Source organism: Tistrella sp., assembly GCF_002684955.1.
In the GTDB taxonomy this organism is placed as follows: Bacteria; Pseudomonadota; Alphaproteobacteria; order Tistrellales; family Tistrellaceae; genus Tistrella; species Tistrella mobilis.
In genome coordinates, this window is record NZ_NYWI01000005.1 from 68,979 (window position 1) to 90,532 (window position 21,554).

Annotated in this window: 23 protein-coding genes; 19 read left to right on the top strand and 4 right to left on the bottom strand. The window is 65.9% G+C overall.

Going from position 1 to position 21,554, the window contains the following annotated elements; translation table 11 throughout:
- Positions 1-248 precede the first annotated feature (248 nt).
- The 5 genes from parA to CMO28_RS01380 all read left to right on the top strand — a co-directional run bounded on the left by parA (position 249) and on the right by CMO28_RS01380 (position 4,704).
- Entirely contained in the window at positions 249-887 is a 639-nt protein-coding gene (gene parA, locus CMO28_RS01360) for a ParA family partition ATPase (RefSeq protein ID WP_017677022.1), read from the top strand.
- Complete coding sequence (locus CMO28_RS01365) at positions 884-1,156, top strand: hypothetical protein (protein ID WP_026088575.1); 273 nt, start codon at positions 884-886, stop codon at positions 1,154-1,156. The genes parA and CMO28_RS01365 overlap by 4 nt, the downstream gene beginning before the upstream one ends.
- Positions 1,153-1,686: a DUF2840 domain-containing protein gene (locus CMO28_RS01370; protein WP_017677024.1), complete on the top strand. Its 534-nt coding sequence runs from the start codon at positions 1,153-1,155 to the stop codon at positions 1,684-1,686. Before CMO28_RS01365 ends, CMO28_RS01370 begins: the two co-directional genes overlap by 4 nt.
- On the top strand, positions 1,683-2,270 hold the full coding sequence (locus CMO28_RS01375; protein ID WP_017677025.1) for a S26 family signal peptidase: 588 nt from the start codon (positions 1,683-1,685) through the stop codon (positions 2,268-2,270). The genes CMO28_RS01370 and CMO28_RS01375 overlap by 4 nt, the downstream gene beginning before the upstream one ends.
- Before the next feature lie 448 nt (positions 2,271-2,718).
- The gene (locus tag CMO28_RS01380) at positions 2,719-4,704 is read left to right on the top strand and encodes a relaxase/mobilization nuclease domain-containing protein (RefSeq protein ID WP_017677026.1); all 1,986 of its coding nucleotides are present in this window, start codon (positions 2,719-2,721) and stop codon (positions 4,702-4,704) included.
- A 210-nt stretch (positions 4,705-4,914) separates the two neighbouring features.
- Here CMO28_RS01380 and CMO28_RS01385 read toward each other — a convergent pair whose 3' ends face one another.
- The 4 genes from CMO28_RS01385 to CMO28_RS01400 all read right to left on the bottom strand — a co-directional run bounded on the left by CMO28_RS01385 (position 4,915) and on the right by CMO28_RS01400 (position 8,345).
- Positions 4,915-5,364: a chromate resistance protein ChrB domain-containing protein gene (locus tag CMO28_RS01385; protein WP_017677027.1), complete on the bottom strand. Its 450-nt coding sequence runs from the start codon at positions 5,362-5,364 to the stop codon at positions 4,915-4,917.
- A 61-nt stretch (positions 5,365-5,425) separates the two neighbouring features.
- Complete coding sequence (locus CMO28_RS01390; protein ID WP_028240156.1) at positions 5,426-6,025, bottom strand: superoxide dismutase; 600 nt, start codon at positions 6,023-6,025, stop codon at positions 5,426-5,428.
- A gap of 11 nt (positions 6,026-6,036) precedes the next feature.
- Positions 6,037-7,365: a chromate efflux transporter gene (gene chrA / locus CMO28_RS01395; RefSeq protein ID WP_296708466.1), complete on the bottom strand. Its 1,329-nt coding sequence runs from the start codon at positions 7,363-7,365 to the stop codon at positions 6,037-6,039.
- 38 nt (positions 7,366-7,403) lie between these two features.
- Positions 7,404-8,345 (bottom strand): chromate resistance protein ChrB domain-containing protein, encoded by a 942-nt coding sequence (locus tag CMO28_RS01400; RefSeq protein ID WP_296708467.1) that lies wholly within the window; start codon positions 8,343-8,345, stop codon positions 7,404-7,406.
- Between the two features lie 64 nt (positions 8,346-8,409).
- Here CMO28_RS01400 and CMO28_RS01405 point away from each other — a divergent pair, with 64 nt between their 5' ends.
- The 14 genes from CMO28_RS01405 (at position 8,410) to trbG (ending at position 21,553) form a co-directional block, all read left to right on the top strand.
- On the top strand, positions 8,410-9,258 hold the full coding sequence (locus CMO28_RS01405) for an MFS transporter (RefSeq protein WP_017677031.1): 849 nt from the start codon (positions 8,410-8,412) through the stop codon (positions 9,256-9,258).
- A 67-nt stretch (positions 9,259-9,325) separates the two neighbouring features.
- Positions 9,326-10,270, top strand: a complete 945-nt coding sequence (locus CMO28_RS01410; protein WP_017677032.1) for a LysR family transcriptional regulator — start codon at positions 9,326-9,328, stop codon at positions 10,268-10,270.
- Positions 10,267-10,545: an EexN family lipoprotein gene (locus CMO28_RS01415; RefSeq protein WP_017677033.1), complete on the top strand. Its 279-nt coding sequence runs from the start codon at positions 10,267-10,269 to the stop codon at positions 10,543-10,545. Before CMO28_RS01410 ends, CMO28_RS01415 begins: the two co-directional genes overlap by 4 nt.
- A 236-nt stretch (positions 10,546-10,781) precedes the next feature.
- Positions 10,782-12,782, top strand: coding sequence for a conjugal transfer protein TraG (locus CMO28_RS01420; RefSeq protein ID WP_017677035.1), 2,001 nt, complete (start codon positions 10,782-10,784; stop codon positions 12,780-12,782).
- Positions 12,779-13,243: a ribbon-helix-helix protein, CopG family gene (locus CMO28_RS01425; RefSeq protein WP_017677036.1), complete on the top strand. Its 465-nt coding sequence runs from the start codon at positions 12,779-12,781 to the stop codon at positions 13,241-13,243. Before CMO28_RS01420 ends, CMO28_RS01425 begins: the two co-directional genes overlap by 4 nt.
- Complete coding sequence (gene trbB, locus CMO28_RS01430) at positions 13,240-14,292, top strand: P-type conjugative transfer ATPase TrbB (protein WP_017677037.1); 1,053 nt, start codon at positions 13,240-13,242, stop codon at positions 14,290-14,292. The genes CMO28_RS01425 and trbB overlap by 4 nt, the downstream gene beginning before the upstream one ends.
- Positions 14,289-14,672, top strand: a complete 384-nt coding sequence (locus CMO28_RS01435) for a TrbC/VirB2 family protein (RefSeq protein WP_003103996.1) — start codon at positions 14,289-14,291, stop codon at positions 14,670-14,672. The genes trbB and CMO28_RS01435 overlap by 4 nt, the downstream gene beginning before the upstream one ends.
- Complete coding sequence (locus CMO28_RS01440) at positions 14,669-14,941, top strand: VirB3 family type IV secretion system protein (RefSeq protein ID WP_017677038.1); 273 nt, start codon at positions 14,669-14,671, stop codon at positions 14,939-14,941. The genes CMO28_RS01435 and CMO28_RS01440 overlap by 4 nt, the downstream gene beginning before the upstream one ends.
- A gap of 15 nt (positions 14,942-14,956) precedes the next feature.
- Positions 14,957-17,410, top strand: a complete 2,454-nt coding sequence (gene trbE / locus CMO28_RS01445; RefSeq protein WP_017677039.1) for a conjugal transfer protein TrbE — start codon at positions 14,957-14,959, stop codon at positions 17,408-17,410.
- On the top strand, positions 17,407-18,132 hold the full coding sequence (gene trbJ, locus CMO28_RS01450) for a P-type conjugative transfer protein TrbJ (protein WP_017677040.1): 726 nt from the start codon (positions 17,407-17,409) through the stop codon (positions 18,130-18,132). Before trbE ends, trbJ begins: the two co-directional genes overlap by 4 nt.
- 12 nt (positions 18,133-18,144) lie before the next feature.
- Positions 18,145-18,465: a hypothetical protein gene (locus CMO28_RS01455; protein WP_017677041.1), complete on the top strand. Its 321-nt coding sequence runs from the start codon at positions 18,145-18,147 to the stop codon at positions 18,463-18,465.
- The gene (gene trbL / locus CMO28_RS01460; RefSeq protein WP_017677042.1) at positions 18,462-19,847 is read left to right on the top strand and encodes a P-type conjugative transfer protein TrbL; all 1,386 of its coding nucleotides are present in this window, start codon (positions 18,462-18,464) and stop codon (positions 19,845-19,847) included. Before CMO28_RS01455 ends, trbL begins: the two co-directional genes overlap by 4 nt.
- 12 nt (positions 19,848-19,859) lie before the next feature.
- The gene (trbF, locus tag CMO28_RS01465; RefSeq protein ID WP_017677043.1) at positions 19,860-20,564 is read left to right on the top strand and encodes a conjugal transfer protein TrbF; all 705 of its coding nucleotides are present in this window, start codon (positions 19,860-19,862) and stop codon (positions 20,562-20,564) included.
- Positions 20,561-21,553 carry a P-type conjugative transfer protein TrbG gene (gene trbG, locus CMO28_RS01470; protein ID WP_005304503.1) on the top strand — a complete coding sequence of 331 codons (993 nt, stop codon included), beginning with the start codon at positions 20,561-20,563 and terminating at the stop codon, positions 21,551-21,553. The genes trbF and trbG overlap by 4 nt, the downstream gene beginning before the upstream one ends.
- Position 21,554: the final 1 nt, after the last annotated feature.

Here is a 21,554-nt window from a genome sequence, read left to right on the forward strand (position 1 = left end):
GGAAAGCCTGTGGATGGTGTCGTGCTATCAGGCGTGCGGGGTATCGTGCTATCAGGCGTGGGACTATCGTGCTATCAGGCGTGCCGATCGGCCGCAAACCCGCGCCAGCACTGGGCTTGCGCGTCCTCTAACTTCCCTAACTTAATTTCTCTAACTTTTAGTAGGGAAGCGCCGCTGCGGTGGACAACCACCACGCGGCCACAAGCGCAGCAGCAAAAGCCCGGCTTTCCAGCATGGAGGGCCAGGCCATGATTGTCGCTTTGCTCAACCAGAAAGGCGGCGTGGGCAAGACCACGCTCGCCACCCACATCGCCGGCGAGCTGGCGATGCGCGGCCAGCACGTCGTGCTGCTGGACGCCGACCCGCAGGGTTCATCGCTGGACTGGACACAGCGCCGAAGCCAGCAAGGCTTGCCACGGCTGTTCAGCGCCGTGGGCCTCGCACGCGAAACGCTGCATCAAGAGGCGCCAGAACTCGCCAGGTGGGCTGATCACGTCATCATCGACGGCCCGCCACGCATCGCGGCACTGGCGCGCTCCGCGCTGCTGGCGGCCGAGCGCGTGCTGATCCCCGTGCAGCCCAGCCCCTACGACCTGTGGGCCAGCGCCGAGATGGTGGCGCTGATCCGCGAAGCGCAAGTGTTTCGGCCTGCGCTGCGCGCGGCCTTCGTCATCAATCGGCGCGTCAGTACCACCGTGATCGGGCGCGAAGCGCGCCAGGCGCTGGCCGACCAACCGCTTCCTGCGCTGCGCGCGGAAGTGCATCAGCGCATCGTGTTCGCCGACAGCGTGGCCGCTGGCCGGCTTGCACGCGAGACGGCGCCGGACAGCGCCGCCGCACGCGAAATCACCGCCCTGGTAGACGAACTGCTGCGGTGGCCGACATGACAGCGAAGCCACCAATACGCGCAAAGCGCGTCGGCATCGGCGCGCGTCCGCCCGCGAATCCGCACGCCGAGGCGTGGATTCGGCAGGGCGACGCCGATGCGATCAACAAGGGCGACCTCTACACGGCCCGCCTGACCCTCGACGTGACGCCCGCGCTGCGCGCTCGCATCAAGATCGCCGCCTTCGGCCAAGGCGTGACCGTGGCCGATCTGCTGCGCGGACTGCTGGAGCGCGAGTTTCCAGAACACCGCAGGGAGAACACGCCATGACTGCATCCGCTTCGCCTGCCGCTGGCGCAGCCACGGCTGCGCTCGCAGCACCTTCCGGCCAGCCTGCCAGCGCGCCGCTGACGCGCGTGGCGCTGGCCTACATCGAACCGCGCTTCAAGCTCTACCTGCGCTTCGGCGAACCCGCGCGCACGCTCCAGCTCGACCGCTGGCGGCGCTGCGCGGTGTTCCTGCCGGGCGCCATGTTGTGCCGTATCCGCTGGCAGGCCAACGACTACGGCACCGTGCGTTGGCAGCTTATGGTGATGCAGGCTTGCACGCTGCTCGATGCGGCACAGCGCATCCCCGGCGTACAGCCGGGCGCGCGCCTGCTGCTGCACGCCGAGGGCGAGAACCAGGTGCGCGCCGTGCTGGAGCGCATCGACGCCATTGAGGCGCAGGGCATCGCGCCTGTCGCCGCTTCGCCCGCGTACTGGCGCACGCTCGCCAACCGGCTCGCTGCGCGCCTGCCACTGCCCGAATACACCGCCGAGCGGCACGCCGCCTGGCTGACCGGGAGGGCGCTGCCATGACTACCATTTCCACTGCTGGCACCGCGCCGCGTCCTCGCTCACGCCTGCGCTCTCGCCTCGTACTGGCGGGCCTGTCCGCCTGCGGCCTCGCTGCGCTCGCCTGGGCGTCCTTCGTGCAACCGATGCCGCGCCTGATCTACAACCCGTCCGACAGCGTGGCGGTCGGCTGGTATCGCGTCGATCCGCTGGGCCACGGCACCGGCTCGCTGCCACGTCCTTTGTCCGTGGGCAGCATCGTCCTGACCACGCTGCCGCCAGACGCCGCCGCGCTGGCCGCGCAGCGCGGCTACCTGCCGGCGCACGTGCCGCTGCTCAAGCGCGTGGGCGCCATCGCGCCGCAGGAGGTGTGCATCACTGGCCGCGTCGTCCGCATCGACGGCTTGCCTTCGGCCGCCGTGCTGCCTGCTGACCGCTGGGGCCGGCTGCTGCCATCCTGGCAGCAATGCCGCCGCCTCGAACCCGCCGAACTGTTCCTCTTGAGTGTGACCAACCCGGCGTCGTTCGACAGCCGGTATTTCGGGCCGGTCAGCACATCCGCCGTGATCGGCGTCGCGCATCCGGTCTGGCTGGAATCCCGCCCATGAAGGCCGTCGATTCGCTGCACGTCGCCGTGCATCTCATCGTGCCATCGGGCGTGTCGTTCTGCTGCTCGTCGCCGTGTCGTCGCGCGTGCAGTGCGGGTGCATTCGCACCGCACTTCGCGCTGCCTTCGGCGCAGCCGTCCAACGTGCAGGCGTCTTGCCTCGAACGCGCCCGGCCTGCGGCCGTGTCCGCGTTCGCCGGCGCGCTGGCTGCTCACGCAGCAGCGCCGCCGGGCTGCCGCTGCCCGGAGCGTCAGCGAGGGGCAAAGGCGGAAGGCAAGACAAAAGGACGCGGCACCGGGCCGCGTCGAAAACCAGCCTGCACATGGGGGTTGCGCGGCACGGAGCGGCTTCGCCGCCGTGCCGCTTGTGGCGCGAAGCCCGCGCCGATGCGGGCATTTCTGCGTGCTTCGCACGACCGGACACGCCAGAGCTTGCAAGGAACGTGGCCATGACCGACCGCCGCGATGACGATTTCCGCATCCGCCCCAGCGCCCCGAAGAACCGGGGCCAGGGCTTCGTCTCCAAGGTGCTCAAGCAGGCAGGCAAGGCCAGCAGCGGCAAGTCGTCGGTGCGTCGTCCCGGCGTTGCCAGCGGCTCCGGGAGGGGCACGGGCCAGCGGCCCGGCGCGCGCCTGGGTCGCGGCCACACGGCGGCGCGCTTCGCCGGGGCGAAGCTGACGCCCATGTCGCGGCGCGTGACCATCAAGACGCTACTGGTCAACCAGCGCCAAGCCAGCCCGCAGTCGCTCGCCAAGCACCTGCGCTACATCGAGCGCGATGGCGTAGGCCGCGATGGCGAGCCGGGTCAAGCCTACGGATCGCAGACCGATGCCGCCGACCTCGACGCCTTCAAGGAACGCTGTGCCGACGACCGGCACCATTTCCGCTTCATCCTCTCGCCCGAGAACGGCGCCGAGCTGGAAGACCTGCGCACCTACACGCGGCACCTGATGGGCCGCATGGAAGCCGACCTGGGCACGGGCCTCGATTGGGTAGCCGTCAACCACTGGAACACCGACAACCCGCACACGCACATCGTCGTGCGCGGGCGCGACGACACCGGCAAAGACCTCATCATCGCGGGCGACTACATCGCTGATGGCTTCCGCCATCGCGCCGCCGAACTGGCGACCGAATGGCTGGGGCCGCGCACCGAGCTGGAGATCCAGCAGACCTGGCAACGCGAGGTGGAGCAGGAGCGGTGGACGAGCCTCGACCGTACCTTGCAACGAGAGGCCGGCGAGGATGGTCGGGTGCAGATCGAACGGTTCAACGAATCCCGCCTGCAACGCCAGCGCCTGCTGCTGATCGGCCGGCTGCAACGCTTGCAGCGCCTGGGTCTGGCCGACGAGATGCAGCCGGGCACCTGGGCCGTCCATGCCGACGCGGAAAAGACCCTGCGCGCCCTGGGCGAGCGTGGCGACATCATCCGCACCATGCAGCGGGCCATGCGCGGCGAGCCGCGCGAACTGGCGGTGTTCGAGCCGGGCGACGATGGCCGACCCATCCTCGGCCGCGTGGCCGCGAAGGGGCTGGCCGACGAGCTGCGCGACCGGGGCTATCTGGTCATCGACGGGGTGGACGGCAAAGCCCACTATGTTGCGCTCAACGCCCGCGACAAACTGGCGAACTATCCGACCGGCGCCGTGGTGGAGGTGAAAGGATCGGCCGACGTGCGCGCAGCCGACAAGAACATCGCCGCGCTGGCGAGCGATGGCCTGTACCGCACCGACCACCACCTCGCCATCGCGCAGGGCCAGGCGGTGCCGGGCCGCGATCCGCAGGAAGTCGTCGCCACCCATGTCCGCCGGCTCGAAGCCCTGCGCCGAGCCGGCATCGTGGAGCGCGTGGCCGAAGGGCTGTGGAAGGTGCCGGACGGCTTGGCCGAACAGGGCCGCCGCTACGACGCGCAGCGCCTGGGCGGCGTGGCTGTGGAACTGAAATCGCACCTGCCCATCGAGCGGCAGGCCCGCGTGATCGGGGCCACCTGGCTCGATCAGCAGTTGATCGGCGGCGGCTCGGGCCTGGGCGACTTGGGCTTTGGCGGCGAGGCCAAGCAGGCAATGCAGCAGCGCGCCGACTTCCTGGCGGAACAGGGGTTGGCCGAGCGGCGCGGGCAGCGCGTGATCCTGGCGCGCAATCTGCTGGGCACGCTGCGCAATCGGGAGCTGGCGCAGGCCGCCAGGGACATTGCGGCCGAAACCGGCCTGGAACATCGGCCTGCGGGTGACGGTCAGCGCGTGGCCGGTATCTACCGGCGCAGCGTCATGCTCGCCAGCGGGCGCTACGCCATGCTCGATGACGGCAAGGGGTTCAGTCTGGTGCCGTGGCGGCCGGTGGTCGAGCAGCGGCTGGGCCAGCAGCTTGCCGCTACGGTGCGCGGCGGCGGGGTGTCCTGGGAGATAGGACGGCAGCGTGGGCCTGCCGTTGGCTGATCTCCTGATATAGATCCATCCAGCGTCAACATGAAACCGCAGGTCTTGTCATAAAGAGCTTGGTTATAGAAATCTGTCTGGCATACGCAGAATATTCCTATCGCAGCTTCACGAACGTCGTGCGTTGCCAGCTTATTCGAAAGGGCACTTCCTGATTCAATGTGTTGCCAGGCCGCCTGGGGGTTGTTGATCCCAAGGGCTTGGGTTCATTCAGGCAGGCGGCCAGTTATGGGTTTCGTCTTGACCCTCTCGGTTCCAAGCATAGAGGGCGTCATACATCACCAGGCCGTGGCGCAGCATCTCGTGGTCGTCCACGAACATGCGCGATAGGCCGAGCGAGATCGCGTAGAGGCCCGCCGATTGTGGTGTGAGTTCGAGGCGTGAAGTGTCGGCACCGCGCACGATGTTGGCCAACTGCACGAGTGCTGGTTCGGTTAGCTGATACTTTGCCAAGAAGGCATCGAAGCTGCATTGCTCCCCGACGTGGCTAAACTCTACTCCTGGGATGTCATAGGGTATCGCACCCGTTTTCTCTGCAATGGCTAGAACCTCTGATGCGGGTACGTAAAGGAACTCGGCATCATGGTCGATGAAGCGCAGAATTAGCCAGGGACAAGCGATACGGTCGATTTTGGGACGTTCACGTGTAATCCACTTCATCATTGCCTCCTTCGTGACTCGGCTGACTTGATCGAACCCTTCATCAAAGCGCAGATGCTGATCAGGCTGTCCGGGCGCACTGGATATATCGGTTGGCCACTTCATCCCACAGGATATTTTCCATAAATGCATCTACATAGGCTGCTGCCTTCGCGCCGTAGTCGATGTGGTAGGCGTGTTCATACATATCCAGGGCCAGTATGGGCGTTCCCCCTGCCATGGCGTGACAGTGATCAGATCCCCATTGATTGCTGAGCCGACCATCACGCGGTGACCAGACCAACAGCACCCAGCCAGACCCCCCCGCCAATGCTTTGCCCATTGCAGAGAACTCGGTTTGCCAGCGAGCCAGACTTCCGAAGTCGCGCTCAATGGCGTCCCGTAAGTCGCCGGGCGGCAACTGGCCATCACCGCCCAGCGCCGCAAAGTACACTTCATGCAGCACCATCGAGTTGTAGGCCACCAGTTCTTCTCGCTTGAGGCCATTGATCAGAAATCCAGCCTCATTCAAGTAATCAAGTTCTGCGAGCTTTCTGCGAATGGCATTGAGTCTTTTGACCGCGCCTGAATAGTTGTTTTCATGGTGGCTGACAATCAGTCGTTCCGATAGACCTCTGAGACTGGTTGGATCAATTGGCAAGGCGCGTATTTCAAGTGACATGGCTTCGTTCCTCACAGAATCAGGGTTTTCAACACCAGGCCCACGACAGCGCTGGCGGCAATGACTTGGATGACGCTGCGCTTGAAGCGGAACAGGGCTACAGCCGCTCCCAGCGCGATCAGCGCCGATATCCAGTCGAAGTGCCCGGCCAGGCCCTCGGGCCACAGCACGTGGTAGGCGAAGAACACGGCCAGGTTCAGGATCACACCGACGACGGCTGCGGTGATGGCGGTCAAGGGCGCCGTGAAGCGAAGATTGCCGTGGGTCGATTCCACGAGCGGGCCGCCGGCGAGAATGAAAATGAAGGAAGGCAGGAAGGTGAACCAGGTCACCAGCACCGCCGCGAGGGCACCGGCGACGAACAGCATGTCCGGGCCGAACAGCGCTTGCACGTAGGCTCCGACGAAGGCCACGAAGGCGACCACCATGATCAGCGGCCCCGGATTGGCCTCTCCCAGCGCCAGGCCGTCGATCATCTGCGTCGGGGTCAGCCAGGCGTAGTGACCGACCGCACCCTGATAGATGTAGGGCAGCACCGCATAGGCGCCACCGAAGGTCAGCAAAGCCGCCTTGGTGAAGAACCAGCCCATCTGCGTCAGGGTGTGATCCCAGCCATAGCTCGCCGTGAGCAGTGCCATGGGAATCAACCACAGCAGAACCCCGGCGACCGCCACGCGCAGCAGGCCGGACCAGCGGAATCGGGCATGTTCGGGCGTTGGTGTGTCGTCATCAATCAGTGCCGGGCCGTAGGACTTGTCCGCTGCGGCATGACCACCACCCGTCTTGAACCTGTGCGGTGCAATGCGCCCGCCGATGTAGCCGGTCAGTGCGGCGCCGGCAACGATGTAGGGGAAGGGCACGTTCAGCGCGAAGATGGCCACGAAAGCGGCGGCGGCAATGGCCCACATCACGCTGTTCTTGAGTGCTCGCGAACCGATGCGATGCACGGCCTGCACCACGACCGCCGTGATGGCGGGCTTGATGCCGTAGAACAGTCCCGCCACCAGGGCCGTGTCGCCGTAGGCGATGTAGAGCCACGACAACAGGATCAGGAAGCCCAGCCCCGGCAGCAGAAACAGGGTGCCCGCCACAATGCCTCCCCAGGTACGGTGCATGAGCCAGCCCATGTAGGTGGCCAACTGCTGCCCTTCCGGCCCCGGCAGCAGCATGCAGTAGTTGAGCGCGTGCAGGAAACGGCGTTCACTGATCCAGCGGCGCTGTTCGACCAGTTCCCGGTGCATGAGGGCAATCTGTCCGGCGGGGCCGCCGAAGCCGATGAAACCGAGTTTCAGCCAGAGGCGAAAGGCCTCCCAAAAACCGACCGGCGGCGGAGCCGCCACTACAACGTCCTCCGTCAAACTTTCTGTCACGTTATTTGTCACGTTATGGTTACTCCTTTGTTGTCAAAGCTGGCGAGCAAGCCGTCGAAGACAGCAGATGCGGCGGCCAGCAGCGAATCGTCTTGGGTAAGGGTTTCGCGCAGCCCGGCGAGTACGCTCTCGATGCCGACCGCCTCGGGCGGCTGGATGCCACCGACATCGAGGTAATGCACCAGTAGGCCAAGCCGTGCGATGGCAGCCTGTTCCAGCCCGAAACTCACAGCCAACACCTCGAAGGTGACGCGACCACCGATGTGGCTGAAGGTGGCACCATCGAAATCGAAGCCCAGCGCGTCGGGCGGGCAGTCGTCAGGACTGTCCAGCCACAGAATCCGCGCCTGCGGGTCGATGAAACGGCGGATCAGCCAAGCGCTGGCCAGCCGGTCCACCCAGGGCCGGCGCCGCGTCGCCCAGGTACGGCCCTGATAGTCGGACAGGCCCAGGCGCTCAATCACGCCGTCCATCGCCTGCGGTTCGTCCGGGGACAAGGCCCGCGCACAGGCCAGTTCCAGTTCACACAGGGCGGTATCCGTCTGCCGTTGCGCTTCGCCGGGGAAGAAGTCGATTTCGATCAGATTGGTGAAGGCCCTGCGCAGCTTGCGCACTTGCTTGAGCACGTCTTGAACGGTCTCGGGGGTCAGCGTTTCCCGCACCTGTGCCACTTCGGCCGACAGGGCGGTGAATTCAGCGCCGCGATCGAACAGGGCGACGAAGTTCTCTTCCTCCGGCTCCTCGATGTGCAGCACATGGGCGCTCCCCCCTCCCTCGCGCACCTCGGCCGCCAGCCCGTCTAGGGTGGCGCGGCAATCCTCGCGTTCCGGCATCAGGTAGACACCGTCGCGCAGGACTGCGGCGCCGGATGCCTTGAGGGCACGCCAGACCCGTTGCCGGGCTGTGGCGTTCTCGGTGGGCAAAGACAGAATCAGGGTGATCATCTTCATGTTGTAGATATTATCTCAATATAGAATAATACTCTACAACATTTTTTCTGAGGCGGAGGGTCACATGAGCATCCACCTTGCTGGCTTAGGTACGGCTTTCGGCTTTCTGTTCTCGGCCGGACTGATTAAGGCGGCGGCGCTTCCGGCAGTCGTCGTCGCTAGTAGGCGCAACGGTGGATTCGGCGAAAGACTCCTTCGCGGAACACGCATCTACCTCCAAACGCCACGGTTGCGCGGTCTGCTGGCATTGCATCTTTGCGCGGCGGCCGGTGGGGCGATGGTGTTCGTCAACACCATCGTGATCGTTCGGAACTTCTTGGATGGCAGCGAACAGCAGGTTGCACTGGCGCTTGCGACCTTCGGGGGCGGTTCCACGTTGGCCGCGCTGCTATTGCCCAATGTGCTTGACCGAATCTCTGATCGCTGCGTGATGTTGTCCGCCGCGACGATGATGGTGCTTGCGCTGCTGGCCATTACTGCCGCCTGGATCGCATTGCCATCTTGGCGAGATTGGGCGTTGCTGCTGCCGGCATGGGGCGTGTTGGGCGTTGCCTATGCCGGATTGGTGACGCCTGGAGGGCGCTTGATACGGCGGTCGGCACACGAGGAGGATCTACCAGCGGTGTTCGCCGCGCAATTCTCCTTCTCGCATATCTGTTGGCTGCTGGCGTACCCATTGGCAGGCTGGGTCGGCCTCAAGTTCGGTCTTGGCGTTGCCTTGGCTGCTCTGAGTTGCCTTGCGGTCGTTGGGATGCTTGCCGCAGTTCGGAGCTGGCCGCGAGACGACCAATCAGTTCTTGTGCATGAGCATGGCGATCTTCCAGATGACCATGCGCACCTTCGGTCGCATGGCGTAGCGCCGCACGCACATCCGTTTGTGATCGACACGCTGCATCGGCGCTGGCCCGGATGAACAAGTCGAGGTTCCGGCAATGGTTAAGGAGCGGCTTCTTTCTTGGTTCGCAGGGAGTGAGTATTCGATGGAATTGAGACACCTGAGATATTTTCTCGCTGTAGCGGAGGAACTTCACTTCGCACGTGCCGCAGAGAAGCTGCACATCGAGCAATCGCCCCTGTCCCGAGCCATCAAGGAGTTGGAAGAAGAATTGGGCGTTGTGTTACTCGCCCGTACCACACGCAGTACGCGGCTGACTCGTGCTGGCAAACTCTTCATAGTGCATGTGCGCCGCGTGTTCTCCGCCTTGGAACAAGCGCGCGACAGTGTGAAAGCAGCGGCGAATGGCTTTCATGGGCAGTTGCGTGTGGCCTTGTCCGATGGCATCACGCCATCGCGCCTGCCAGCTTTGCTGGCGTTGTGCCGCCAAGAAGAACCCGAGGTTGAACTGCGATTCTTCGAGGTGCCATTGTCTCAGCAGATCAAGGGGCTGCATGAAGACATGTACGACGTGGGGTTTGCACAGTCCGATGACGTGGGCGATGGCATCGCCACCATGCCGGCCTGGAATGACACGCTCATCGTGACGGTGCCAGCGCGGCATCCGCTGCTGGCACACAAGCGCATCCCTCTGGAGGAACTGCTGCGCTATCCGCTGGTTCTGTGCGATCCACAAGTGTGCGAAGGCCATGCCAAATTCGTCGATCGGGTGCTGCGCCGAGCCGACATTGAGCCGCTAGTCGCAGAGCGTGTCGCTACGTGCGATCTGATGATGGCCTTGGTATCGGCCGGCCTCGCGCTTGGGTTTACTGGCGCCGCGCGCATTGCCGCCAATCCCGATTCAGGCGTGGTGGCCCGGCCGCTGGCATTGCGCGTGCCGCCGCTGACAACCTACCTGCTGTACCCCGACGGCGAGCCGTCCGAGGTGCTGGCGCGGTTCGTTGAGCGCGTGCAAGCCATCGAGTCACCGGAACCCGCAAGGCCCAAGGCGGGTCGTCATTCCGATTTCCTAGAGGAGCCTCCGCCATGAAGAAGACCGTCCCATTCTTGTTGGTGGCCGCATTGACTGCCTGCGGCCAGTCCGAGACGCCTCAGAAGGCCAACACGTCGGAGGCGAATATCCCGACAGTGGAAGAACTGGCGGCCAACCCCGAACGGCTCAAAGAGTTGCGCCAGCAATGCAAGACCGATCGCCCCAAGCTCGGCGACTTGCTGTGCAACCGAGTGGCCGAGGCCACACGCAAGCGGTTCTATGGCGACGGCGAAACGCCGTACACGCCGCCGAAGGAACCGCCCAAGTTCTGATCGTTGGCGATTCGCCGCATCGCCTTCATTTTTCTGTTCGACACGCCGCAATGCGCCTTCGCTTGCGGCGTTTTTCTTTGGCTCGCCGTCACACTCATTCTGTCTTTTTGCTCGACCTTTCTGCTGAAAACGGTCTTTGACCAGCACTGACCCGGCACCGACCCTGACGCCTGCGGCACGCCCTTGTGCCGCTCTTTCCATGAGGAAACAGCGCAGGAGAAATCGGAGGCCAGGTCATGCAAGGGACGAACGTGCTGTTCGGTCAGATCGCCGTGGTGTTCGGCATCGTGATCGCCGGCGTGTGGGGCGCCACACAATGGACAGCAGCCACCCTTGGCTATCAAGTACGCCTTGGCTCGCCCTGGTTCGATCTTCTTGACACGCCGATCTACCACCCGTGGAAGCTGTTTGAGTGGTGGTTCTTCTTCGGTGCCTATGCGCCGGAGGTTTTCGACACCGGCGGCGCCATTGCCGGCGCCAGCGGCATGGTCGCCGTGGGCGTTGCCATCGCCATGTCGGTCTGGCGCTCGCGCCAAGCGCGCCTCGTCACCACCTACGGTTCTGCACGCTGGGCGAACGCGCAGGACATTCGCAAGGCTGGCCTCACACAGCCTGCCGGCGTGTTCCTGGGCCAGCACGATCGCCAGTACCTGCGGCATGAAGGCCCGGAACACGTCCTGACCTTCGCGCCCACACGCTCGGGCAAGGGGGTGGGCCTGGTGGTGCCCACCTTGTTGAGCTGGCCAGCATCGGCCGTCATCCACGACATCAAGGGCGAGAACTGGCAGATCACCGCCGGCTGGCGTTCGCGCTTCTCGCATTGCCTGCTGTTCAACCCCACCGATGCGAAGTCGGCCGCCTACAACCCGCTGCTGGAGGTACGGCGCAGCGCGCATGAAGTGCGCGACGTTCAGAACATCGCGGACATTCTGGTCGATCCCGAAGGCGCGCTGGAGAAGCGCAACCATTGGGAGAAGACCTCGCACGCGCTACTGGTCGGCGCGATCCTGCATGTGCTCTACGCCGGCGAGGACAAGACGCTGCGTGGCGTCGCCAACTTCCTCTCCGACCCGGCTAGCCCGTTCGAGCTGACCTTGCACCGGATGATGACCACGCCGCACCTCGGCGATGGCCCGCATCCGGTAGTCGCATCGGCTGCGCGCGAAGTGCTCAACAAATCGGACAACGAGCGTTCCGGCGTGTTGAGCACCGCCATGTCGTTCCTCGGCCTGTACCGCGACCCTACGGTGGCCGAAGTCACCTCACGCTGCGACTGGCGCATCGCCGACCTGATCGCTGCCGAACATCCGGTATCGCTGTATCTGGTAGTGCCGCCTTCGGACATTTCGCGGACGAAGCCGCTCATTCGCCTGATCCTCAACCAGATCGGGCGGCGCCTCACCGAATCGCTCGATGGCTCCGATGGCATCGCGCGCCGCCACAAGCTGCTGCTGATGCTCGATGAGTTCCCTGCGCTGGGGCGCCTGGACTTCTTCGAGACGGCGCTGGCCTTCATGGCGGGCTACGGCATCCGCAGCTTCCTCATCGCGCAGTCGCTCAACCAGATCGACAAGGCGTATGGGCAAAACCACTCCATCCTCGACAACTGCCATGTGCGCGTGACGTTCGCCACAAACGACGAGCGCACCGCCAAACGGATCTCCGAGACGCTGGGCACGGCCACCGAGCTGCGCGCCCAGCGCAACTACGCGGGCCATCGGCTCGCGCCGTGGCTGGGCCACCTGATGGTGTCGCGCCAGGAAACCGCGCGCCCGCTGCTGACGCCGGGCGAAGTGATGCAGCTTCCGCCCGACGAGGCGGTGGTGATGGTGTCCAGCGTCGCGCCAATCAAGGCGAAGAAGCTGCGCTACTACGCGGACGGCAATTTCAAGCGTCGCGTGCTGTCGCCGCCCGTACTGGCGGGCGGGCAGTACGCAGACGCGCCGCCATCGCGGCCCGACGACTGGAGCGGGTTGGCGGTTCCCGCCGTGCCCGCCGCACCGGGCACGGCATCCGCCGATGGCCTGGGTTCCACGGATGACGGCGGCCCGCGCCGCCAACCCGAACTCTCCGAAACCGTCACTTACGCCCCCGAGCTGGCCGTGCCGACTGCCGACCTCGCGCTGCTCGATGACGACGACGACCTGCCGCTTCCCCTTCCTCGCCAGCTTGACCCGGCCATGCAGCGCACGGCGCGGCTGGCTTCCCTCGACCCCAACGACGGAATCGAGCTATGAGCCACTACCGCCTCAACCTATTCATCCAGCCAGAGCACGCCAAGCGCCTGGACGAGCTGGCCGCCATGAAAGGCGTGTCCAAGTCGTCCATCGTCGCCGCTGCCTTGGCGTCCTGGCTGTCGCCCGATGCCGCCGACCAGCGCGAGGCGGCCCTCGCCAAGCGGTTGGATCGCCTGTCGCGCCAAACCGAACGCCTGGAGCGCGACCAGAACATCCAGATCGAGACACTGGCGCTGTTCATTCGCTACTACCTCACGGTCAGCACGCCAGTCCCCGAGGCGCACCAAGAGGCCGCCCGCGCCCAAGGCAAAGCGCGCTTCGAGCAGTTCGTTGAACAGTTGGGCCGGCACCTGCTGCGCGGGCGCAGCCTGGTGCGCGACGTGGTGGAAGAACTGCATCCCGACCCGATGCGGATGGAAGACGCGGCGGCAGCCGCGCAAGCGCAGGAGCGTGCGTCATGAGCGCCGTTCCGCAGTCCATGAGCGCCACGTCGCTCGACCGCCGCATCCAGATGCTGCGCACGGCGATGGGGCCGCTGATCGCCGCGGCACTCGAAGACCCGGACGTGGTGGAGGTGATGCTGAATCCCGATCGCACCCTCTGGGTGGATCGGCTTTCCAGTGGTCGGGCGCCGATGGGCGTGGAACTGTCCGAAGCGGACGGTGAGCGAATCATCCGCCTCGTGGCAGCCCATGTCGGAGCGGAGGTGCATCGCGGCCAACCGCTGCTGTCGGCCGAGTTGCCGGAAACGGGAGAACGCTTCGAGGGCATCTTGCCGCCTGCCGCGCCAGGGCCAGCCTTCGCGCTGCGCAAGCGCGCCATCGGCGTCATTCCGCTGGAGCGGTACGTCATCGACGGGATGATGACCAGCGCGCAAGCGGGCTTTCTCGTTCGCGCCGTGCGCGAGCGGCAGAACGTCTTGATCGCCGGCGCTACCAGCAGCGGCAAGACGACCCTGGCCAATGCGCTGCTGGCCGAGATTGCCGCCACGGGCGACCGCGTGCTGGTGCTCGAAGACACGGTGGAGCTGCAATGCGCGGCCCGTGACCACGTTCCCCTGCGCACGCGCGCAGGCGTGGTGTCGATGACCGAGCTGGTTCGCTCGTCCATGCGCCTGCGGCCTGATCGCGTCGTCGTTGGCGAAGTGCGCGGCGCCGAGGCGCTGGATCTCATCAAGGTATGGGGCACGGGCCACCCCGGCGGCATCGCCACGATCCATGCCGGCTCCGCGCTCGGCGCGCTGCTGCGCCTGGAGCAACTGATTCTCGAAGTGGCGGTGAATCCGCCCCGTGCGCTGATCGCCGAGGCGGTCAACGTGGTGATCCACATCGCCGGACGCGGGCGCAAGCGCCGCATCGAGAGCATCGCCCGTGTCGTCAGCTTCGACGGAGTGGGCTACCAACTGGCGGACGCGCTGGAAACGCCGTTTCCCGAGCTTCAGCCACTTCCCGATGCCGCACCTGCTGCGGCGACTTCCCCATCCCCTGACTCACTTGGAGAACTGCCATGACGCAGATGACCATTCCTGCTTTCCGTTTTTCTGCAAATCCGGCTTTGCGTCTTGCGCGGCTGCGCTGCCTGGCCCGTCCTGCGGGACAAGGGCTGCTGCTGGCCGCGCTGCTGTTGTTCCTGGCCGGAACCGCGCAGGCCGCCGGTTCCTCGATGCCGTGGGAAGGCCCGCTGCAATCCATCCTCGAATCCATCCAGGGGCCGGTGGCGCGCATCGTGGCCGTCATCATCATCATCGCCACGGGCCTCGCGCTCGCCTTCGGCGATACGTCGGGCGGATTCCGCAAGCTGATCCAGATCGTCTTCGGCCTGTCCATCGCGTTCGCCGCTTCTAGCTTCTTCCTGTCGTTCTTCAGCTTCTCCGGCGGGGCCGTCGTATGAGTGCCCCGGACACCTTCGCCGCCGGCTTCGAGGTGCCGCTGCATCGCTCGCTGACCGAGCCGATTCTGCTGGGCGGTGCGCCGCGCACCGTGGCGATCGCCAACGGCACGCTGGCCGCCGCTGTCGGGCTGGGCCTGCAATTGTGGATACCGGGCGTGGTGCTCTGGATCGTCGGCCATTCGCTGGCGGTCTGGGGCGCGCACCTTGATCCGCAGTTCATGGCCGTGTTCGCCCGCCACATCAAACACAAGCCGCTGCTGGATGTTTGAGGGGAGGACGCCGCGATGCTGAATCTCGCCGAATACCGCCAGCGCCCGGCCTTGCTGGCCGACTGGCTGCCCTGGGCCGGACTGGTCGCGCCGGGCGTCGTCTTGAACAAGGACGGCAGTTTCCAGCGCACGGCCCGGTTTCGCGGGCCTGACCTCGACAGCGCGACGCAAGGCGAACTGATCGCCACGTCGGCGCGACTGAACAACGCGCTGCGCCGCATGGGATCGGGCTGGGCGCTATTCATCGAAGCCGAGCGCCATGCGGCCGCCGACTATCCGCGCTCGGAGTTTCCCGAGCCGCTTTCGTGGCTGGTGGAGGAAGAACGCCGGGCCGCGTTTGAGGAATCCGGCCATCACTTCGAGAGCGGCTATCACCTGACGCTGGTGTACCTGCCGCCGGAGGAATCCCGCGCTCGTGCAGCCAAGATGCTCTACGAGAACACGCCGACAAATGGCGTGGACTGGCGCGAGCGGCTGCAAGCCTTCGTCGCGGAAACGGATCGCGTCTTTGACCTGCTCGACGGCGTGATGCCGGAAATTGACTGGCTCGATGACGCGCAGACGCTGACCTACCTGCACGCGACCATCTCGACGCGGCGCTATCGCGTGGGCGTGCCCGAAGTGCCGTTCCACATCGACGCGCTGCTCACCGATTCCGCACTGATCGGCGGCCTGGCGCCCATGCTAGGCGATCAGCACCTGCGGGTGGTGTCGGTGCGGGGCTTCCCGACCTCGACCTGGCCGGGGATTCTGGACGACCTCAACCGCCTCGGTTTTGCGTACCGCTGGAGTACGCGCTTTCTCTGCCTCGACAAAGCCGAGGCGGAAAAAGAACTTTCCCGCCTGCGCCGCCAGTGGTTCGCCAAGCGCAAGAACGTCATCGCGCTGCTACGCGAAACGATCTTCCAGCAGGAAAGCCCGCTGGTCGATACCGACGCCAACAACAAGGCCGCCGATGCCGACGCCGCCTTGCAGGAGTTGGGCAGCGATCAAGTCGCCTTCGGCTATCTGACGGCGACCGTCACCGTCATGGACGAGGACGCCGCCGTCGCAGACGAGAAGCTGCGCATGGTGGAGCGCGTCATCCAGGGTCGGGGCTTCGTCACCATCCCTGAAACGCTCAATGCCGTGGATGCCTGGCTGTCCTCGCTCCCCGGCAATGCTTACGCCAACGTGCGCCAGCCCATCGTCTCGACGCTGAATCTGGCGCACATGATGCCGGTGTCGGCGGTATGGGCCGGGCCGGAGAAGAACGAACACCTCGACGGCCCCCCGCTGATCGTGACACGCACCGACGGCGCCACGCCGTTCCGGCTGGTGACGCACATCGGCGACGTGGGCCACACGCTGGTCGCGGGGCCGACCGGCATGGGCAAGTCGGTCTTGCTCGCCACGCTGGCGATGCAATTTCGCCGCTATCGCGGCTCGCGCATCTTCGCCTTCGACATGGGCCGCTCCATGCGGGCCGCCATCCTCGGCCTGGGCGGCGAACACTACGACCTGGGCACGGATGGCGAAATCGCCTTCCAGCCACTCGCGCGCATCGACCGTGAGGGCTACCGCACCTGGGCCGCCGAATGGATCGAAGGCCGCTTGCTGCACGAAGGCGTGGCGATCGGCCCCGACGAGAAGGCGGCTATCTGGTCGGCGCTGGGAAGTCTCGCCGGTGCGCCGGCGGAGCAGCGCACGATGACGGGACTTTCCGTGCTGCTGCAATCGAACACGCTGCGACAAGCGCTGTCGCCCTATGTGCTGGGTGGCGCCCACGGCAAGCTGCTGGACGCCGACCACGACCGGCTGGGCATGGCCGACGTGCAGTGCTTCGAGATGGAGGAGCTGATGCACAGCAAGGCCGCCGTCATGGCCGTGCTGCATTACCTCTTTGCGCGTTTCGATGAACGCTTCGACGGGGCGCCCACGCTGCTGATCCTCGATGAAGCGTGGCTGTTCCTCGATGACCCGGTGTTTGCCGCGCGTATCCGCCAGTGGCTCAAGACACTGCGCAAGAAGAACGTCAGCGTCATCTTCGCCACGCAGAGCCTCGCCGACATCAAGGATTCGAGCATCGCGCCCGCGATCATCGAGAGCTGCGCGAGTCGGATTTTCTTGCCCAACCCGCAGGCGACCGAGCCGCAGATTCGCACGATCTACGAGGGCTTCGGCCTCAACAGGCGGCAGATCGAAATCGTCGCCACCGCGCAGCCCAAGCGCGACTACTACTACCAATCCCGCCTCGGCAACCGCCTGTTCGACCTCGACCTGGGGCCGGCGGCTCTGGCGTTTGCGGGCGCTTCCACGCCGCAAGACCAGCGCGACATAGACCGCGTGCTGCTGGACGCCGGCGTGCCCGGCTTCGCGGGCGCCTGGCTGCGCCATCGCGGCCTCGATTGGGCGGCCGACCTGCTGCCCTCGTTCCCCGGCCTCGCGCCGGGCTCCCTCGCTGACCAACCCCTGGAGAACCTGTCATGAAAAAGCGCCTTATCGCCGCCGCCATCGCGGCCATGCTTTGCACCGCCACCGCCCATGCGCAATGGGTCGTGGTCGATCCGACGAACCTCGTGCAGAACACGCTAACCGCGATCCGCACGCTGGAGCAGATCAACAACCAGATCCAGCAGCTTCAGAACGAAGCACAGATGCTGATGAACCAGGCGCGCAACCTCGCCAGCCTGCCGTCCAGCGTGGTGAACCAGTTGCGCGCCAATCTGGCAACGACCGAGCGGCTGATCGCCCAGGCCAGGGGCTTGGCCTACGACGTGACGAATCTGGATCGGGAGTTCGCGCGCCTGTATCCCGAGCAGTACGCCGCCACCGTCAGCGGCGACCAGATGTACCGCGACGCGCAGGAGCGTTGGCGGAACACGCTCAACGGCTTGCAGACCACCATGCAGATGCAGGCGCAGGTGTCGCAGAACCTGGGCGAAGACGAAAGCGTGCTGGCCGATCTTGTGGGCAAGAGTCAGTCGGCCGAAGGTGCGTTGCAGGCGATGCAGGCCATGAATCAATTGCTGGCCTTGCAGGCCAAGCAGTCGATCCAGTCGCAGCGGCTCCAGATCACGCAAGACCGGGCGGCGTCGCTGGAGCTGGCGCGGCAGGCGGCAGCCACGGAGCGCGCCCGCGAGGTGCGGCGGCGCTTCCTCGGCGACGGCACGCCGTACACGCCGCAGTCCGTGAACTTCTACGGCAACTGACGGGAGGCCGCCATGCGATGCGTCCTCGTCCTGTGTGTCGCGCTGCTGGCCGCTTGCGGCGAGCAGCCGGCCGACCACCTTGCCGATGCCCTGGCCGCCGATCCCGTGCGGCTGAAGGCATTGCGCGCGCAATGCGCGGCCGACCGGCAGGCCACGGGCGAGGACGCTTGCCGTGCCGCCGCCGAAGCCTTCCGGCGGCGCTTCTTCTCCGGCCAGGCCGGGCCGGATGAATACCAGACGCTGGCCGACCTGCCGCCGATCCCGCCGAGCTTCGAGGAACCGGCCGATGGCATGGCGCCGGCCGTTCCCGCCGAACCGGAGGACACGCCATGAATGACGTGACCATCATCGACCAATTCCTCAACACCTTTGCCGCTTATATCGACTCGGGTTTCGGGCTGCTGCGGGGCGAAGTGGCGTTCCTCACGGCCACGCTGATCGTCATCGACATGACGATCGCCGGCCTGTATTGGGCCATGAGCCATGCCACCGGCCAGGGCGAGGACGTGATCGCCAAGCTGCTGCGCAAGGTGCTCTACGTCGGTGCCTTCGCCTACATCATCAATAACTTCAACTGGCTGGCCAGCATCGTGTTCCGCTCGTTTGCGGGATTGGGCATCACCGCCACCGGCTCGGCCATCACGATGGAGAACTTCTTGCAGCCGGGCCGGCTGGCGAAAACCGGCATCGACGCCGGGGCGCCGATTCTGGAGCAGATCGGCGAGATGGCGGGCTTTCCCGAAGTGTTCGTGAACCTCGACCCCATCGTGGTGATGTTCCTCGCGTGGCTGGTCGTGGTCTTGTGCTTCTTCGTGCTGGCGATCCAACTGTTCATCACGCTGATCGAGTTCAAGCTGACCACGCTCGCCGGATTCGTGCTGGTGCCATTCGCGCTCTGGAACAAGACCGCGTTCCTCGCCGAAAAGGTCTTGGGCAACGTGGTGGCCTCCGGCGTCAAGGTTCTGGTGCTGGCCGTGATCGTCGGTATCGGCTCGGGCTTGTTCGCTCAGTTCCAAGTCCATCCCGCCGAGCCGTCTATTGACCACGCGCTGGTCATCATGCTGGCCTCGCTCACCTTGCTGGCGCTAGGGATCTTCGGCCCCGGCATCGCCACGGGCCTCGTCTCCGGTGCGCCGCAGCTCGGCGCGGGCGCAATGGCCGGTGCTGCTGTCGGCGCTGCCGGCACGGCCGTCGCCATCGGCGCCGCCGCGACGGGCGTGGGTGGCGCCGTGGCTGCTGGTGCGCGCATGGCCCCGGCTGCCGCCAAGCTGGCCGGTAGCGGTGCGCGCGCCGCCACGTCGGCGCCCAGCAGTGCGAAGTCGGCGTTCCAGGCCGGTTCCGCCGCCGCTGGCGGCGGCGCAAAGGGCGCGATGGTGGGCCTGGGCAACGTCGCCAAGACCGGCGCGCAGGCAGCCGGGCGAGGCGCTGCATCCCGCGCTTCCGCTGCCGGGCAACGCATGGCCGCTCCCTTCCGCGCTGGCTGGAATGGCTCTGCTGCCGATGGCGGCGCGGGTGCGGCATCCGGTCAGGGTGCCGCAGGCGAGGCCGCATCCGGCGCCGCTACGGCGCAGACACAGGAACAGCCCGCTTGGGCCAAGCGGCTGCATCGCCGCCAGCAACTCACCCACGCCGCGACCACCACCGCCCACGCGCTGCGCGGTGGCGATGGCGGCGGCTCCGGCCAGGGGCCGAGCCTGCGCGATTCCGATTCATAAGGAGAACTGACCATGCGATTCAAGAAACCGCAGGTGCGCTATGCCGACACGCCGCAGCCTGCCACGCCGTACCAAGCTGCCGGCCAAGTGTGGGACGACCGTATCGGCTCGCCGCGCGTGCAGGCGAAGAACTGGCGCCTGATGGCCTTCGGCTGCCTGACGCTCGCGCTGTTGATGGCCGGCGGCCTGGTGTGGCGCTCGGCGCAGTCCTTCGTGACGCCCTACGTCGTGGAGGTGGACAACGCGGGCCAGGTGCGCGCCGTGGGCGAGGCCGCCACGCCGTACCGGCCCAACGATGCGCAGACCGCGCACCACATCGCGCGCTTCGTGACGCTGGTGCGTTCGCTGTCCATCGACCCCATCGTCGTCCGCCAGAACTGGCTCGACGCCTACGACTACACGACCGACAAGGGCGCGGCCGTGCTCAACGACTACGCACGGGTCAACGACCCGTTCGCGCGCATCGGCAAGGAGTCGGTGACGGTGCAGATCACCAGCGTCGTGCGCGCCAGCGACACGTCTTTCAACGTGCGCTGGACGGAGCGCCGCTACGTCAACGGCGCCGCGGCGGGCCTGGAGAGGTGGACGGCCGTGGTGTCCATCGTGCTCCAGCCGCCGCGCATCGAAGAACGCCTGCGCAAGAACCCCCTGGGCATCTACGTCAACGGCCTGTCGTGGAGCCGCGAACTGGATTCTTCCGAAGGAGCCAAGCCATGAATGATCTTTTCCGTAAATCCGCCTTGCCGGTGATCTTGCTTGCCCTGGCGGGCTGCGCCACGCAGGGCAAGCCACCGCCGACCATCTCGCTCGATGAGCCGGTGCAGGCCCAGCCGCTACCCGAGCCACCCGCGCCGGTGGAGGTGGTGGCGGTGCCCGAGGTGCTGCCGATGCCGGCGCAGTTGAAGCCATTGCCCGAAGCCGAGGACGCCAAGCCCACGCCGGAGCCAGCCGACGAGAAGGTGCGCGTCTCGCGCGCCAATGCAGAGGCCCGCGTCGCGCCCACGCGCGAGGGCTACGTCAACGCAATTCAGGTGTGGCCATTCACCGATGGCGCGCTCTATCAGGTCTATGCGGCCGTGGGCCGCGTGACCGTGATTTCGCTCCAGCCGGGCGAGGAGCTGGTGACGGTGGCCGCTGGTGATACCGTGCGCTGGATCGTGGGCGATACGTCGAGCGGCAGCGGTGCTGACCTGCGCGTCAATGTGCTGGTCAAGCCGATCCGCTCAGGCCTCAAGACCAATCTCGTCATTACCACCAACCGCAGGACGTACCTGCTGGAGTTGGCTTCGACGGAAAAGACGTGGATGGCGTCGGCTTCTTGGGAGTATCCGCGTGACCGGATGCTGGCCTTACAGCGCCAGGCGCAGGCGGCCAGCGCCGCCGCGCCGGTGGACTCCGGCTTGTCGCTGGAAAACCTGCGCTTCCGCTACGCGGTCAGCGGTAGCAACCCGCCGTGGAAGCCGCTGCGCGCCTTCGACGACGGGCAGAAGGTCTATATCCAGTTCCCCGCCGGCATCGCGCAAGGCGAGCTGCCGCCGCTGTTCGTGATCGGGCCGGAAGGCGACGGGCAACTGGTCAACTACCGCTTCCGCTCGCCGTACTACATCGTGGATCGGCTGTTCGGTGCCGCCGAACTGCGCCTGGGCGGGGACAAGGGCGACGTGGTGCGAATTGAGCGCACGGACGGCGTTGCGCGGAGGAACTGAC

Coding starts and splice junctions, on each gene's coding strand:
- CMO28_RS01440 (WP_017677038.1), top strand. CDS start 14,669: ATGAGTGCCCCGGACACCTTCGCCGCCGGCTTCGAGGTGCCGCTGCAT.
- trbF (WP_017677043.1), top strand. CDS start 19,860: ATGCGATTCAAGAAACCGCAGGTGCGCTATGCCGACACGCCGCAGCCT.
- CMO28_RS01370 (WP_017677024.1), top strand. CDS start 1,153: ATGACTGCATCCGCTTCGCCTGCCGCTGGCGCAGCCACGGCTGCGCTC.
- trbJ (WP_017677040.1), top strand. CDS start 17,407: ATGAAAAAGCGCCTTATCGCCGCCGCCATCGCGGCCATGCTTTGCACC.
- CMO28_RS01400 (WP_296708467.1), bottom strand. CDS start 8,345: ATGAAGATGATCACCCTGATTCTGTCTTTGCCCACCGAGAACGCCACA.
- trbE (WP_017677039.1), top strand. CDS start 14,957: ATGCTGAATCTCGCCGAATACCGCCAGCGCCCGGCCTTGCTGGCCGAC.
- CMO28_RS01375 (WP_017677025.1), top strand. CDS start 1,683: ATGACTACCATTTCCACTGCTGGCACCGCGCCGCGTCCTCGCTCACGC.
- CMO28_RS01420 (WP_017677035.1), top strand. CDS start 10,782: ATGCAAGGGACGAACGTGCTGTTCGGTCAGATCGCCGTGGTGTTCGGC.
- parA (WP_017677022.1), top strand. CDS start 249: ATGATTGTCGCTTTGCTCAACCAGAAAGGCGGCGTGGGCAAGACCACG.
- CMO28_RS01455 (WP_017677041.1), top strand. CDS start 18,145: ATGCGATGCGTCCTCGTCCTGTGTGTCGCGCTGCTGGCCGCTTGCGGC.
- CMO28_RS01390 (WP_028240156.1), bottom strand. CDS start 6,025: ATGTCACTTGAAATACGCGCCTTGCCAATTGATCCAACCAGTCTCAGA.
- trbB (WP_017677037.1), top strand. CDS start 13,240: ATGAGCGCCGTTCCGCAGTCCATGAGCGCCACGTCGCTCGACCGCCGC.
- CMO28_RS01435 (WP_003103996.1), top strand. CDS start 14,289: ATGACGCAGATGACCATTCCTGCTTTCCGTTTTTCTGCAAATCCGGCT.
- CMO28_RS01385 (WP_017677027.1), bottom strand. CDS start 5,364: ATGAAGTGGATTACACGTGAACGTCCCAAAATCGACCGTATCGCTTGT.
- CMO28_RS01425 (WP_017677036.1), top strand. CDS start 12,779: ATGAGCCACTACCGCCTCAACCTATTCATCCAGCCAGAGCACGCCAAG.
- trbL (WP_017677042.1), top strand. CDS start 18,462: ATGAATGACGTGACCATCATCGACCAATTCCTCAACACCTTTGCCGCT.
- CMO28_RS01415 (WP_017677033.1), top strand. CDS start 10,267: ATGAAGAAGACCGTCCCATTCTTGTTGGTGGCCGCATTGACTGCCTGC.
- trbG (WP_005304503.1), top strand. CDS start 20,561: ATGAATGATCTTTTCCGTAAATCCGCCTTGCCGGTGATCTTGCTTGCC.
- CMO28_RS01405 (WP_017677031.1), top strand. CDS start 8,410: ATGAGCATCCACCTTGCTGGCTTAGGTACGGCTTTCGGCTTTCTGTTC.
- CMO28_RS01365 (WP_026088575.1), top strand. CDS start 884: ATGACAGCGAAGCCACCAATACGCGCAAAGCGCGTCGGCATCGGCGCG.
- CMO28_RS01410 (WP_017677032.1), top strand. CDS start 9,326: ATGGAATTGAGACACCTGAGATATTTTCTCGCTGTAGCGGAGGAACTT.
- CMO28_RS01380 (WP_017677026.1), top strand. CDS start 2,719: ATGACCGACCGCCGCGATGACGATTTCCGCATCCGCCCCAGCGCCCCG.